Source organism: Frigoribacterium sp. CFBP 8759 (assembly GCF_014841655.1).
GTDB lineage: Bacteria > Actinomycetota > Actinomycetes > Actinomycetales > Microbacteriaceae > Frigoribacterium.
In genome coordinates this window covers 86058-98909 of sequence record NZ_JACYUH010000004.1, presented here as the reverse complement: position 1 = coordinate 98909, position 12852 = coordinate 86058, and the positions used below count along the sequence as shown (strand labels likewise).

Below are 12852 nucleotides of genomic sequence, written 5' to 3'. Positions count from 1 at the left end.
GAGACCTCTTTCACGGGTGGGGGACCCGCCGAGTTTACCGCGCGCTCCTGAACGCCAGGCGGCGGACGGTGCCGAGCGTCAACGGCCAGCCGCGGCCCCTGAGCGTCCCGAGCTGACGTGCCATGTGGGCAGGCGTCACCCGCAGCACCCCCTCGGCCTCGAGCGACAACCCCGCGAGCACACCGTCCAGCGAACGTCGGGTGGAGGCCAGCCCCTCGGCCGTGTCCAGCCCCACCGCGATCCGCACGCCGGTCGGCAACCGGCTGACCCGGGTGTAGGCGGTGGTGGTGTCGGCCCACGTGGATCGCCAGCCGGGCCGGACCTCCTTCACGCACTCGAGGAGGCGCACCGTCGCGACGTCGGGGTCGGGATGGTCGACGGTGAGCAGTCGGTAGTAGGTGCGTCGGACGCCCTCGGTGCTCACGAAGAGCAGGTCGGCGTAGCCCGCCACGACCGTGGCGGGCCGTGGCCCGATGCCGACCACGGTGCCGCCCCCGAGCCATGAACCGTGGCCGTCCTTCGCGTCGGGCCAGAGCCCGACGAGCACCTCGAGCCCGGAGATCTCTATCTCGTGGGCCGGTGCGTCCGACGCCGCCGCCCCGAGGGCGGAGTCCCGCAGGCCGTGGCCCTGATGGGCGTCGCGTTCGCCCGTCCTGTAGGGCACCTGCTCGAGGTCGTGCACCACCCCGCTGAGCCGCTCGACGAAACTCGCTGTCATCGAAGATAGGTTACGTGTGAAATACGGGAAGCTGCAACCCTCCTGCCCGGCGACCTCCCGACACCTTCCCAGCCCACGCCGTTACGTTCGCACCATCTTCGGGCCGCCTCCGGCCCATCCACCCGGCTGAGAAGTCGACCAGCCGCGGGAGCCCGATGACCGCCACCGTCCCCACGACCCCCCGAACCGCGTACCCGCGGATCGTCCACGCACCGGCAGGTGCGGCACCCGCCGGGTTCCGCCCCACCGTCGCCGGACAGGTCGGCAAGCCGACCAGCACGTACTCGAGCCTGCTCAAGTCCGTGCGCGAGGCGGGCCTGCTGCAACGCCGCACCGGCTTCTACGTGACGGTCTTCGTCGTCCTCGTCGCGTGCCTCGGCGGCGCGGCCACCGGGTTCGTCCTGTTGGGCTCGAGCTGGTTCCAGCTGTTGATCGCCGCGGCCCTCGGCGTCATCCTCACGCAGTTCGCGTTCCTCACGCACGAGGCCGCGCACCGCCAGGTGTTCGAGTCGGGCACGCGCAACGACAAGGTCGGTCGCGTCCTCGCGGCCGGCGTCGTGGGCATCAGCTACGCGTGGTGGATGACCAAGCACAGCCGCCACCACGCCAACCCGAACACCAAGGGCAAAGACCCCGACATCGCGTTCGACACGATCTCGTTCCTCGAAGAGGACGCGGCGAAGCAGCGCGGCGTGCTCGGCTTCATCACCCGCCGTCAGGGCTACTTCTTCTTCCCCCTGCTGCTCGGCGAGGGCGTCAACCTGCACGTGACCTCGTTCCGCACGTTGCTCGGCCGTGACAAGGTCGAGGGCCGCGCGCTCGAGATCACGCTGATCGCCGTGCGCCTCGTCGCCTACTTCGGCGTCGTCTTCTGGTTCCTGCCGCTCGGCATGGCCTTCGCCTTCATCGGCGTGCAGATGGCCGTCTTCGGCCTCTACATGGGGTCGTCCTTCGCCCCGAACCACAAGGGCATGCCGATCATCCCCGAGGGTGCCAAGGTCGACTTCCTGAGCAAGCAGGTGCTCACCTCGCGCAACATCACGGGTCGGCACTCGACGGCCTTCATGGGCGGGCTGAACTACCAGATCGAGCACCACCTGTTCCCGAGCATGGCGCGTCCGAACCTGCGCGCGGCCAGCGCCCTGGTGAAGGCGCACTGCGCCGAGCACGGCATCCCCTACACCGAGACGACGATCGGCAAGTCGTACGCGATCGTCATCCGGTACCTTAACCGCGTCGGCCTCTCGGCCCGCGACCCGTTCGACTGCCCCGCGGCGTACGCGATGCGTCCGCGCTAGGCGGCGTCGAACAACAGGACCGCAGGAGGCGCGGGCCGGGTCAGGCGATCCGGCTCGCGCCTTCGTCGTCCCCGGAGGAGCCTTCGGCCTGCGCCCCGCTCAGGTGGGCCAGGCGGCCAGCTGCCAGCCCAACCAGGGCGAGAAGGCGAAGGGTGCCGCCGCGACCGCGTCGCGCAGCTCTCCGGGCTCGACCCAGGCCCACTCGGCGACCTCGTCGGGCGAGGGGTCGGGCAGGCCGACGGCGCGGGCCGTGAAGACCGGGCAGATCTCGTTCTCGACCACGCCCGAGGCGTCCGTGGCGAGGTACCGGAACTCGGGCAGGATCACCTCGACGTCGCGGACCTCCATGCCGAGCTCTTGGTGGGCGCGCCGCATCAACGCCTCGGCCGGCGTCTCGCCGGGGGCGGGGTGGCCGCAGAACGAGTTGGTCCAGACGCCGGGCCAGGTCTTCTTCGACAGGGCTCGTCGGGTGACCAGGACGCGGCCGAGGTCGTCGGTGACGTGACAGCTGAACGCCAGGTGCAACGGCGTCGTGGCGGTGTGCACGGTCGCCTTCGCGGTCGTGCCGATGGGCGTGCCCTCGTCGTCGAGGAGCACCACGAGCTCGTCGTGCGCGCCCGGGCGGTCACCGGACGTCGGCTGGGGATGCGTCGAGATCTCACGGGTCATGAGAGGTAGTCTGCCCTGGTGGACGGTGATCACCTGCACGCAGGCACGCGGGCGAGACACGATCGTGTCGACGCCGTCCTCGACGACTTCTTCGCGTTGGCCAAGCGCCGCGCCGAGTCCGTGGGCTGGCGGTACGTCGATCTCTGGTCGGTGCTCGAGCGCAACAGCGCCGGGGGCAAGCGCTTCCGGCCCCGCATGGTCTTCACGGCCTACGACGCCCTCGGGGGCACCGACGACGAGGCCGTGGCCCGGGTCGGCGCGGCCTTCGAGCTGCTGCACACGGCCCTGATCGTCCACGACGACGTCATCGACCGCGACTTCTCGCGACGCGGCATCCCCAACGTCTCGGGCAGCTACCGCGACACCGCCACGACGGCGGGCATCCCGACCCCCGCGGCCGAGCACCGGGGCATGTCGGCCGCCGTCATCGCCGGCGACCTCGCCCTGACCGGGGCCAGTCGCATGCTGCTCGGCATCGGCTGCCAGGACCACGTCCGCACGCGCTTGCTCGACCTGCTCGACGAGGCGATCTTCGTCAGCGCGGGCGGAGAGATGGTCGACGTCGAGTTCTCCCTGTCCGCCGAGCTGCCGACCGTCGACGAGATCCTCGACATGGAGCGCGCCAAGACGGCCGTCTACTCGTTCGAGGCACCGCTGCAGGCGGGCGCCGTCCTGGCGGGCGCGGGCGAGGCCGTCGTCACGGCGGTCGGCGACTTCGGCCGCGAGGTCGGGGTCGCGTATCAGGTGGTCGACGATCTGCTCGGGGTCTTCGGCACCGAAGAGGCCACCGGCAAGACCACCCGCGGCGACCTCCGAGAGGGCAAGCGCACGGTGCTCGTCGCCCACGCCGCGACCACCGACGAGTGGTTCACGATCCAGCCGTTCATCGGCAAGGCCGACCTCAGCGAGGCCGAGGCCGAGCACGTCCGTGGTCGCCTCGAGGTCTGCGGCGCCCGCTCCTTCGCCGAGGGACTCGTCGAGCAGCACGCCCGCCGCGCGCTCGACGTGCTCGACCGGGCCGAGGTGCCCGAGTCGTTGCGCGAAGCATTGACGCCGGTCGTCCAGGACGTCCTCGAGAGGGTGCGATGACGGGCTTGTCGTTGTACGACTCCGTGGCCGACGCGACCGCGGGAGGCGTGATCCGTCGCTACTCGACGTCGTTCGGACTGGCCTCGCGCCTGCTGGGCGGCGAGGTGCGGCAGCACGTCGAGAACGTGTACGCGCTCGTGCGTGTCGCGGACGAGATCGTCGACGGCCCCGCGACCGAGGCCGGTCTGGGCGCCGACGCGGCGGGCCGGTTGCTCGACGGCTTCGAGGCCGAGACCGAGCGGGCCCTGGTCGAGGGCTTCAGCCCCAACCTGGTCGTGCACGCCTTCGCCCGCACCGCCCGCGCCACCGGGTTCGGTGCCGAGCTCACCGCACCGTTCTTCGCGTCGATGCGGGCCGACCTCAGTGCCCGCGAGCACGACCAGGCGTCGTTCGACGCCTACGTGTACGGGTCGGCCGAGGTCGTCGGCCTGATGTGCCTCAAGGCGTTCCTCCACGGGCATCCCTTCCCCCCGAGCACGGTCGCCGAACTCGAAGAGGGCGCCCGGCGCCTCGGTGCGGCCTTCCAGAAGGTCAACTTCCTGCGTGACCTCGCGGCCGACTTCGAGCAGCTCGGCCGCAGCTACTTCCCCGGAGTCGACGTGACCACGTTCGACGAGCAGACCAAGACGAGACTGGTGCGAGACATCGACGACGACCTCCGCGTGAGCGGCGAGATCATCCCCGTGCTGCCGACGTCCTCGCGTCGGGCGGTGGCACTGGCCCACGGCCTGTTCGCCGAGCTGAACCGGCGTCTCGAGGCGACCCCCGCCTCCTCGCTGGTCCGGGCGCGCGTGCGCGTTCCGAACCCGGTGAAGGTGCGCATCGCCGCGGGCGCCGCCGCCGGTCGCGTCACCCGGCTGCCCGAGGCCCGCGCATGAGCTGCGACACGGTCGACCGAGGGGCGACGGGTGCCGGCACCGGGGCGTCCGACGAGTCGCACGGCCTGAGCGTCACCCGCCACGGCCGCCGCGTCGTCGTGATCGGCGGCGGCATCAGCGGCCTGGCCTCGGCTGCGCTGCTCGCCCGCGAGGGCCACGAGGTCACCCTGCTCGAGAAGAACGACGAGGTCGGTGGCCGTGCCGGGTCGTGGAGCCACGAGGGCTTCCGCTTCGACCTCGGCCCGAGCTGGTACCTCATGCCCGAGGTCTTCGACCACTTCTTCCGCCTGATGGGCACGTCGGCCGCCGAGCGCCTCGACCTCGTTGAACTCGACCCGGGCTACCGCGTGCTGTTCGAGCCGACGCCCGACGCCCCCGCGGCGAGTGCGCCGATCGACGTCCCGCGCGGCCTGGAAGAGAACGTCGAGCTGTTCGAGCGCGTCGAACCCGGCAGCGGTGAGCGCATGCGCCGGTACCTCCGGTCCGCCCGCGACACCTACGAGATCGCCAAACGGCGGTTCCTCTACACGAGCTTCGGCAGCCTCACGCCCCTGCTGCGCGGAGACGTGCTGGTCCGCCTGCCGAAGCTGGCCCGGCTGCTGCTGACGAGCCTCGACTCGTACGCGTCCCGCACGGTGACCGACCCGCGCCTCCGTCAGATCCTGGGGTACCCCGCGGTCTTCCTCGGCTCGTCGCCGTTCGACACGCCGAGCATGTACCACCTCATGAGCACGCTCGACCTCGACGACGGCGTGCTGTACCCGCAGGGCGGCCTCATCTCGGTGATCGAGGCCATCCGCGACGTGGCCGTCGAGGCCGGGGTGACCGTCGTGACCGGCGCGACCGCGACCCGGATCGTGACGCAGCCGCTCGGGGTCGAGGGCGCAGCCCTGCCGCGCGGTTCGAAGGCGACCGCCGAGGCGACCGGGGTCGACTGGACCGACGCCGACGGAGCGACGCACCGCGTCGACGCCGACCTCGTCGTGAGCGCGGCCGACCTGCACCACACCGAGACGCAGCTCCTGCCCCACGAGCTGCGCACCTACGACTCGTCGTATTGGGCGAAGAAGAACCCCGGGCCGAGCGCCCTGCTGCTCTACCTGGGCGTCGAGGGCGAGATCCCCGAGCTCGAGCACCACACGCTGCTCTTCGCCCGCGACTGGCACGAGAACTTCGAGCGCATCTTCGGCGCCGACAAGCGCATCCCCGACCCGCCGTCGCTGTACGTCTGCAAGCCGAGCACCGTCGACCCCTCGACCGCGCCCGCCGGGCACACGAACCTCTTCGTCCTGGTGCCGCTGCCCGCCGACCCGGCCCTCGGTTCGGGCGACGTCGACGGTGACGGCGACCCGATGATCGAGCGTCTGGCGGACGGCGTCATCGCGCAGATCGCCGAGTGGGCGCACGTGCCCGACCTCGCCGAGCGGATCGTGGTGCGGCGCACCCGTGGTCCGCGCGACTTCGTCGACGACGTCAACGCCTGGAGCGGCAGCATGCTCGGTCCCGCGCACACGCTCGCCCAGAGCGCCCTGTTCCGCACCGGCAACGTCTCGACGCACGTCGACTCGCTGTTCTACGCCGGCGGGTCGGTCCGTCCGGGCATCGGCCTGCCGATGTGCCTGATCAGCGCCGAGGTGCTGCTCAAGAACCTGCGCGGCGACACCAGCACCGAGCCGCTCCCCGAGCCCGCCGTCGGCTGATGGGGTTCGTCTACCTCGCGGCGTTGCTCGTCTCGTTGTTCGGCATGGTGATGCTCGACCGCAGGTTCCGCCTGTTCTTCTGGCGCGACGTGCCCCGGGCGGCGGTGACGCTGCTGGTCGGCGTCGTGTTCTTCCTGGTCTGGGACGTCGTCGGCATCGACCTGGGCATCTTCTTCCGCGGCGAGACCTCGTTCATGACCGGCGTGCTGGTGGCGACCGAGCTGCCGCTCGAAGAGGTCTTCTTCCTGACGCTGCTCTGCTACCTGACGATGAACCTGCTGGCCGCGGCCCGGATGGCTGCGGCCGTCGTGCTCGACCGGCGTGGCGCGAGCTCCACGCAGTCCGGTCGACCGGTGGACGGCGTGGCGTCGTGACCTACTGGGCCGTCAACGCGGTGTTCCTGTCGATCGTCGCGGTGCTCGGGGTGCTGGCGCTGGTGACCGCAGGCGTGCGTGGCCGAGCCGCGCGCGCCTCCTCGTCCCCGGCCGAGAGGTCGCGGCGGCGGCGCGAGCAACTGCTGGGGGCGGGCCTGGCGACCGGCGTGCTGCTCGTGATGACCGCCGTGTTCGACAACGTCATGATCGGGATCGGGCTGGTCGGCTACGACGCCGCCCGGATCAGCGGGGTCTTCGTCGGCATCGCCCCGCTCGAGGACTTCGCCTACGCGGTCGCGGCACTCGTCCTGCTGCCGTCGGTGTGGGTGCTGCTCGGCGGCCCGAAGACGCCCCGCGCCCCCGCGGCGCCGGCGGCCGGCGGGTCGACGACCGTCGAGGAGGCGCGCTCGTGAACACGATCAAGGCCCTGTTCGTCTCGTCCCGGCCCCTGAGCTGGATCAACACGGCGTTCCCGTTCGCGGCGGCGTACGTGCTGACCTCGTTGCTCGCACCGGTGACGACCGGCTACCTGGGGTCGTACCAGCCGTTGTCCCAGGTCGACGTGACGCCGACCGGCACGGAGGCCGTCCTCTTCTTCGCGGCGGAGAACGCCCTCGGCCCGGTGAACTGGCTCGTGCTGATCGTCGGCGCCCTGTACTTCCTGATCCCCTACAACCTCGCGATGTACGGCATCAACGACGTCTTCGACTACGAGAGCGACCTGCACAACCCGCGCAAGGGCGGCGTCGAGGGTGCACTGCTCGACCGCAGCCTGCACCGCACGACGTTGCGCGCCGCAGTCATCACGAACGTGCCCTTCCTGGTGTTCCTCGTGGCGGTCGGCGACCCGCTCAGCTGGCTCGTGCTCGCCGTCAGCGTCTTCGCCGTGATCGCCTACTCGGCTCCCGGCCTGCGCTTCAAGGAGCGCCCCTTCGTCGACTCGGTCACCTCGAGCACGCACTTCGTCAGCCCCGCCGTCTACGGTCTCGTGCTGGCCGGGGCGACGTTCACGCCCCAGCTGTGGGCGTTGCTCGGCGCGTTCTTCCTCTGGGGCGTCGCGAGCCACGCGTTCGGAGCCGTGCAGGACGTTCTCGCCGACCGCGAGGGCGGCATCTCGTCGATCGCGACCGAGATCGGCGCCCGGGCGACCGTCCGCCTCTCGGTGGTGGCCTACCTGCTGGCCGGCGTGCTGCTGACCTTCACCGAGTGGCCCGGCCCGCTGGCGGCCCTGCTCACCCTGCCCTACGCGATCAGCTGCGCCCCCTGGTGGAACGTGACCGACGACCGGGCCGAAGAGGTCAACCGCGGGTGGCGACGCTTCCTGGCGCTCAACTTCGTCAGCGGGTTCGTCGTGACGATGCTCATGATCTGGTGGGTGTTCCTGCGGGGCTGACGCCGCGCCTCTTGCGGTCGTCGGCCCTAGAGCCTAGCCCCTAGCCCCTAGCCCCTCGGCCCTCGGCCCTCGGCCCGCGGGCAGGCCGGGCGCTCAGGGGCGCCAGCCGAGGTTGAGTGCAGCCCTGCGCAGGAAGCGCACCGTGGTCGCGTGGGCTCCCGGCTCGGCCCCCCGGACCGTCTCGTCGCGGATGCCCTCGACCACGTCGACGAGCTTGCGGTGCGCGAGGCTCCCGCGCTCGGTCAGGGCGTAGCGATCGTCACCGACCCCGTCGGTCGCGAGGCTCACCCAGCCGCTCTCGACCAGCTCGGCGAGGTGGTCCGAGCTGGACTCGCCCGTGGCCGGATCGAGGAAGGGCGCGACGGCTCCGTCGAGTGCTGCGCGGGTCGCCGGGCCGCGCTCCAGCAGGTTGAGCAGCTGCCACTGCCGGCGGGTGACCCCGTGTTCGTCGAGGACCTCCTCGAAGCGCCGGTCGATCAGCCCGTCGACGAGCCTCAACCAGAAGCCGATCGGGCGCCCCCGGTCGACGGCCAGGTCGTCGTCGACGCTTCCGAGCTCGTCGGGTGCGTGCGTGTCGTCGGTCGGCGGGGTGACCTCGCCTGCGTCTGCGGAACGTCGTCGGTCCATGGTCGGCACCGTACACCGGTCGGACCTCCGTCTCGAGAGTGATCTTCCGATGGATTCACCTGCCGGAAAGACAACGGCAAGGACGCGGCCGTACATTCGAGGCGTGACCACCTCGAGCGCCGTCGCGCCTGCGCCCCTCCCCACGCGCCTCCGCCGGACCTGGTCGCGCGTGCAGGCGCATCCGCGCGGGCTGCTCTACGGCTTCGTCGCCGTGCACGCCGCCGTGTTCCTGGCGCTCACGCCGCTGATGATCGGCGGCGGGGTGAGCGGCGACCTGCCGCTCTACCGCTTGTGGGCGACGGGGGCCCTGAGCGAGGGCGTCTGGCCGGTCCTCGACTTCTCGTGGGTCTACCCGGCCGGGGCGATCGTCCCGATCGTGTTGCCGAACGTCTTCGGCGAACAGCACTACCAGTTCGTCTGGCTGGCCCTGCTGACCGCCCTCAACGCCGTCGCGCTCTGGCTGCTGACCGACCGCGGTCGTCGTACGGTCGACAACCGGGCAGCCTGGTGGTGGCTGCTCGTGACGCTCGTGCTCAGCCCCGTGGCCTTCCTCCGGCTCGAGGGGTTCAGCGCGCCGCTGGTCGTCGCCGCCCTCATGCTGCTGTCCACGCGTCCGCGGGTGGCCGGGCTGCTGCTCGCCGCGGCGACCTGGATCAAGGTCTGGCCCGCCGCCGTCATCGCGGCGGTCGTCGTCGGGTCGCGTCACCGGGCGGTCGTGCTGCGCGGGGGCGTGCTCGTCACCATGGTCGTCGTGTCGTGCGTGTTGCTCGGCCGCGGGGCCGACGACATCACGAGCTTCGTGACGATGCAGTCGGGACGGGCGATGCAGCTCGAGGCGACCCTCTCGACGCCCTGGCTCTGGATGGCCATGCTGCGCGTCCCCGGCGCCTCGGTCTACCAGAACGTCGCCCTCGCCACGCGCGAGGTCATGGGCCCGGGCGACACCTGGATGATCAACGACAGCACGCAGGTCATGCTCGCCGTCCTCGTGCTGCTGGCCGGCGTGCTGGCCGTGGCGACCTTCGGGCTGCCCCGGTGGGCCGAGCCCGGGAGGCGCGGGTCGGCGGGCTCCGGGCGCACCGCGGCCGTCGTCCCGGCTCGCGATCGCGGCGACGAGTTCGGCACGGTGCTGCTCGGCGCCCTCACCCTCACGCTCGCGTTCGTGGTCTTCAACAAGGTGGGGTCGCCGCAGTACCTGCTCTGGATCGTGCCGATCGTGGCCGTGGGCTACGCCTCGCGTCCCGAGGCGTTCCGGACGCCCGCCGTGTTGACCGCCTGGGCCTCTGGGCTCACGACGCTCGTGTTCCCGATCCTCTACCGGCCGCTGATCGAGCTCAACCCGGTCGCCGTGCTCGTCCTGGGTGCCCGCAACGGAATTCTCGTGGTGCTGTTCTGCTGGTGCGCGGTGCGCCTCGTGCGACTGGCGGTCGCCACGGTGCGCAGCGACGGGCTCGAGGTGGGCGTCCCGCTCGTGGCGGCCCGCGCCTCCTGACGTGGTGTCGGGGGCGGCTCGTCCCCAGGTCGGCGCCGGGCGGCGTCGTCCCCGGTCGCCCGGTCAATCTGAGCCGTCCACGCCGGGTCGTGCCAGCGTGGAAGGCCTACCTGCCACCACGAGCCAAGGAGCACTCATGAAAGGCAAGATCCTCTTCGTCGCAGGAGCGGCTGTCGGATACGTCCTCGGAGCCCGCGCGGGTCGCGGCGCGTACGTCAAGATCAAGGACCAGGCCGAGAGCCTGTGGGAGAACCCGACCGTCCAGAAGGGCGTCCAGCAGGCCGAGGGCTTCGTGAAGGAGAACGCTCCGGTCGTCGCCAAGAAGGCGCAGGACGTCGCGAACGACGCCGCCCACGCGGTCGGCTCCAAGGCCAAGTCCGTCTCGGGCAAGGGCTCGGGCGCCACCGACAAGGTCGCCGCCAAGGCCACCGAGGCAGCCCACAAGGCCGCCGACAAGGTGGACGAGAAGGCCGACGACGTCAAGAAGCAGACCTCGGGCACCAGCCCCGACGACGACAAGCTGCCGGGGGTGACGGTCGGTGAGTGACCTGAAGGCACCCGAACAGAGCACCAAACGTTCGCTCGGCTCGTTGATCGGCAGCCTGCCCGAGTTGATCTCGCGCCTCATCCGCGGCGAGATCGCGCTCGCCAAGACCGAGCTCGCCACGAAGGCCAAAGAGGCCGGGGTGGGTGTCGGCTTGTTGGTCGGAGCCGCACTGTTCGGCTTCTTCCTGCTCGCCGTGCTCATCACGGCCGGCGTCCTGGGGCTGGCGACGGTCGTCGCCCCCTGGCTCGCGGCGCTCATCGTCGCCGCCGTCCTGCTCGTGATCACGGCCGTCCTGGCCCTGCTCGGCATCAAGGCCCTCAAGAAGGGCGTGCCGCCGACCCCCGAGAAGGCCGTCGCCAGCGTGAAGGCCGACGTCAGCGCGTTGAAGGGGCAGGGCAGCTATGACTCCGAGAAGCACTGACGCAGGAGACCACGAGAAGCACGGCGGGTCGAAGCACGGGAAGGGCGACCAGCCCGACCCCCGTGCCGAGCTCGCCGAGGCGCGTGCGGCCGAAGAGCGCGACGACGCCCACGGCAGCACCTCTCCCGAGAAGGACGCCGAGAACGCGGCCGGGCCACGCCCCGGCGCGAGCATCCCCGAGATCGAGCTCGACCTCGCCCGTACCCGTGAAGAGTTCGCGGCGACGCTCGACGCCATCGAGGACAAGCTGAGCGTCCCTGCCCACGCCCGTCGGCTGAAGGCGAGCGTCTCACGGCGCCTCGACCGCGACCCGAAGCCCGTCGTGGCGGCCGCGGCGGCCGGCACCATCGGCGTCGTCGCGCTCGTCGCCGGCATCGTCAAGACGATCAGGCGCTGACCCATGGCGCAGAAGAGCACCGAGCGCGAGCAGCAGTCACCCGACGCGGACGACTCGCGCAAGCCGCAAGACCTGTCGGACGTCTCCAAGCCCTCGTGGGGGTACGTGCTGGGCAAGACCCTGCGCGAGTTCACCCGTGACCAGTGCACCGACCTCGCCGCCGCACTCACGTACTACGCGGTGCTGGCGATCTTCCCGGCGCTGCTGGCGATCGTGTCGCTGCTCGGCGTCGTTGGGCAGGCGGACTCGACGGCCAAGACGCTGCTCGACCTGGTCTCACAGTTCGGGTCGGAGGACGTCGCTGCTCTCCTGCGGGGTCCCGTCGAACAGCTGACCGAGTCGTCGGCCGCCGGTGTCGCCCTGATCGTCGGTGTGCTCGGTGCCCTCTGGTCGGCCTCCGGCTACGTGGGCGCCTTCGGGCGGGCCATGAACCGCGTCTACGGCATCGACGAGGGGCGTCCCATCTGGAAGCTCCGCCCGACCATGCTCGGCGTCACGGCGTTCACGGTGGTGCTCATCGTGGTCGCCGCCCTCATCCTGGTGATCAGCGGTCCCGTGGCCGAGACGGTCGGCGACCTCGTCGGACTGGGCAGCACCGCGGTGTTCGTCTGGGACATCGCGAAGCTGCCGATCCTCGCGATCATCGCCGTCGTGATCGTGGCGGTGCTCTACTACTGGGCCCCGAACGTCAAGCAGCCCAAGTTCAAGTGGATGAGCCTCGGGTCGCTCGTGGCCCTGGTCATCTGGTTGGTCGCGTCCGTGGGGTTCGCGTTCTACATCGCGAACTTCTCGAACTACAACAAGACGTACGGCTCGCTCGGTGCGGTCATCGTGTTCCTGCTGTGGCTCTGGATCACGAACAACGCCCTGCTCTTCGGGGCCGAGTTCGACGCCGAGCTCGAACGTGGTCGCGAGTTGCAGGCCGGCCTCCGGGCCGAGCGCGACATCCTGCTGCCACCCCGTGACACGGCCCAGAGCGAGAAGAAGGCCGCGGCCCTCGCCAAGGACGAACTCGCCGGCATGCGACTGCGTCAGGCCGCCGCCGCGACCATCGAGCGGAACGGCGACGAGGTGCCCGAGCCGGACGGCGAGGGCGGCTCCGAGGCGTCCGAGTCCGACCGGAAGAAGGACGAGCGCGCCGGGGACGGGCACTCGAAGGGCGACCGTTCGAAAGGCGACCGCGACGACTAGGTGACGTCCCCTGACGACGCGACCCGCGCCTCCTCGGCTCTCACGAGCTCGGGAGGCG

At 71.0% G+C, this 12852-nt stretch carries 15 protein-coding genes; 12 read left to right on the top strand and 3 right to left on the bottom strand.

Annotated elements, in window-relative coordinates:
• Window positions 1–34: 34 nt before the first annotated feature.
• Window positions 35–718: a hypothetical protein gene (locus tag IFT79_RS14195; protein ID WP_192124927.1), complete on the bottom strand. Its 684-nt coding sequence runs from the start codon at window positions 716–718 to the stop codon at window positions 35–37.
• Between the two features lie 155 nt (window positions 719–873).
• Between IFT79_RS14195 and IFT79_RS14190 the strand changes: the two genes are divergently transcribed.
• Complete coding sequence (locus IFT79_RS14190; protein WP_159825601.1) at window positions 874–2016, top strand: fatty acid desaturase family protein; 1143 nt, start codon at window positions 874–876, stop codon at window positions 2014–2016.
• Window positions 2017–2115: 99 nt separating this feature from the next.
• On the opposite strand, the gene idi is transcribed toward IFT79_RS14190, so the two are convergent.
• Window positions 2116–2685 carry an isopentenyl-diphosphate Delta-isomerase gene (gene idi / locus IFT79_RS14185; protein ID WP_123570911.1) on the bottom strand — a complete coding sequence of 190 codons (570 nt, stop codon included), beginning with the start codon at window positions 2683–2685 and terminating at the stop codon, window positions 2116–2118.
• Window positions 2686–2703: 18 nt separating this feature from the next.
• On the opposite strand from idi, the gene IFT79_RS14180 reads away from it, so the two are divergent.
• The 6 genes from IFT79_RS14180 to IFT79_RS14155 are packed head-to-tail and all read left to right on the top strand — an operon-like array spanning window position 2704 to window position 8119.
• Window positions 2704–3774 (top strand): polyprenyl synthetase family protein, encoded by a 1071-nt coding sequence (locus tag IFT79_RS14180; RefSeq protein WP_082460646.1) that lies wholly within the window; start codon window positions 2704–2706, stop codon window positions 3772–3774.
• Window positions 3771–4652, top strand: coding sequence for a phytoene/squalene synthase family protein (locus IFT79_RS14175; protein WP_056049749.1), 882 nt, complete (start codon window positions 3771–3773; stop codon window positions 4650–4652). The genes IFT79_RS14180 and IFT79_RS14175 overlap by 4 nt, the downstream gene beginning before the upstream one ends.
• Window positions 4649–6352: a phytoene desaturase family protein gene (gene crtI, locus IFT79_RS14170; RefSeq protein WP_192124925.1), complete on the top strand. Its 1704-nt coding sequence runs from the start codon at window positions 4649–4651 to the stop codon at window positions 6350–6352. The genes IFT79_RS14175 and crtI overlap by 4 nt, the downstream gene beginning before the upstream one ends.
• Window positions 6352–6726 carry a lycopene cyclase domain-containing protein gene (locus IFT79_RS14165; RefSeq protein WP_056049747.1) on the top strand — a complete coding sequence of 125 codons (375 nt, stop codon included), beginning with the start codon at window positions 6352–6354 and terminating at the stop codon, window positions 6724–6726. The genes crtI and IFT79_RS14165 overlap by 1 nt, the downstream gene beginning before the upstream one ends.
• Window positions 6723–7139, top strand: a complete 417-nt coding sequence (locus tag IFT79_RS14160) for a lycopene cyclase domain-containing protein (protein WP_082460645.1) — start codon at window positions 6723–6725, stop codon at window positions 7137–7139. Before IFT79_RS14165 ends, IFT79_RS14160 begins: the two co-directional genes overlap by 4 nt.
• Entirely contained in the window at window positions 7136–8119 is a 984-nt protein-coding gene (locus IFT79_RS14155) for a prenyltransferase (protein WP_056049744.1), read from the top strand. The genes IFT79_RS14160 and IFT79_RS14155 overlap by 4 nt, the downstream gene beginning before the upstream one ends.
• A 93-nt stretch (window positions 8120–8212) precedes the next feature.
• Here IFT79_RS14155 and IFT79_RS14150 read toward each other — a convergent pair whose 3' ends face one another.
• Entirely contained in the window at window positions 8213–8746 is a 534-nt protein-coding gene (locus tag IFT79_RS14150; protein WP_236556889.1) for a MarR family winged helix-turn-helix transcriptional regulator, read from the bottom strand.
• 103 nt (window positions 8747–8849) lie between these two features.
• Here IFT79_RS14150 and IFT79_RS14145 point away from each other — a divergent pair, with 103 nt between their 5' ends.
• The 5 genes from IFT79_RS14145 to IFT79_RS14125 all read left to right on the top strand — a co-directional run bounded on the left by IFT79_RS14145 (window position 8850) and on the right by IFT79_RS14125 (window position 12794).
• Window positions 8850–10238, top strand: a complete 1389-nt coding sequence (locus tag IFT79_RS14145) for a glycosyltransferase 87 family protein (protein WP_192124923.1) — start codon at window positions 8850–8852, stop codon at window positions 10236–10238.
• Window positions 10239–10374: 136 nt separating this feature from the next.
• The gene (locus tag IFT79_RS14140; RefSeq protein ID WP_123570908.1) at window positions 10375–10785 is read left to right on the top strand and encodes a YtxH domain-containing protein; all 411 of its coding nucleotides are present in this window, start codon (window positions 10375–10377) and stop codon (window positions 10783–10785) included.
• Entirely contained in the window at window positions 10778–11206 is a 429-nt protein-coding gene (locus tag IFT79_RS14135; RefSeq protein WP_056049738.1) for a phage holin family protein, read from the top strand. Before IFT79_RS14140 ends, IFT79_RS14135 begins: the two co-directional genes overlap by 8 nt.
• Complete coding sequence (locus IFT79_RS14130; RefSeq protein ID WP_192124921.1) at window positions 11187–11603, top strand: DUF3618 domain-containing protein; 417 nt, start codon at window positions 11187–11189, stop codon at window positions 11601–11603. Before IFT79_RS14135 ends, IFT79_RS14130 begins: the two co-directional genes overlap by 20 nt.
• Before the next feature lie 3 nt (window positions 11604–11606).
• Window positions 11607–12794 carry a YihY/virulence factor BrkB family protein gene (locus IFT79_RS14125; protein ID WP_199859768.1) on the top strand — a complete coding sequence of 396 codons (1188 nt, stop codon included), beginning with the start codon at window positions 11607–11609 and terminating at the stop codon, window positions 12792–12794.
• The last annotated feature ends 58 nt before the right edge of the window (window positions 12795–12852 follow it).

Excerpts from the sequence above, each read along its gene's own strand:
- IFT79_RS14195 (WP_192124927.1), bottom strand. The coding sequence starts at position 718 with ATGACAGCGAGTTTCGTCGAGCGGCTCAGCGGGGTGGTGCACGACCTC.
- IFT79_RS14190 (WP_159825601.1), top strand. The coding sequence starts at position 874 with ATGACCGCCACCGTCCCCACGACCCCCCGAACCGCGTACCCGCGGATC.
- idi (WP_123570911.1), bottom strand. The coding sequence starts at position 2,685 with ATGACCCGTGAGATCTCGACGCATCCCCAGCCGACGTCCGGTGACCGC.
- IFT79_RS14175 (WP_056049749.1), top strand. The coding sequence starts at position 3,771 with ATGACGGGCTTGTCGTTGTACGACTCCGTGGCCGACGCGACCGCGGGA.
- crtI (WP_192124925.1), top strand. The coding sequence starts at position 4,649 with ATGAGCTGCGACACGGTCGACCGAGGGGCGACGGGTGCCGGCACCGGG.
- IFT79_RS14165 (WP_056049747.1), top strand. The coding sequence starts at position 6,352 with ATGGGGTTCGTCTACCTCGCGGCGTTGCTCGTCTCGTTGTTCGGCATG.
- IFT79_RS14150 (WP_236556889.1), bottom strand. The coding sequence starts at position 8,746 with ATGGACCGACGACGTTCCGCAGACGCAGGCGAGGTCACCCCGCCGACC.
- IFT79_RS14140 (WP_123570908.1), top strand. The coding sequence starts at position 10,375 with ATGAAAGGCAAGATCCTCTTCGTCGCAGGAGCGGCTGTCGGATACGTC.
- IFT79_RS14130 (WP_192124921.1), top strand. The coding sequence starts at position 11,187 with ATGACTCCGAGAAGCACTGACGCAGGAGACCACGAGAAGCACGGCGGG.
- IFT79_RS14125 (WP_199859768.1), top strand. The coding sequence starts at position 11,607 with ATGGCGCAGAAGAGCACCGAGCGCGAGCAGCAGTCACCCGACGCGGAC.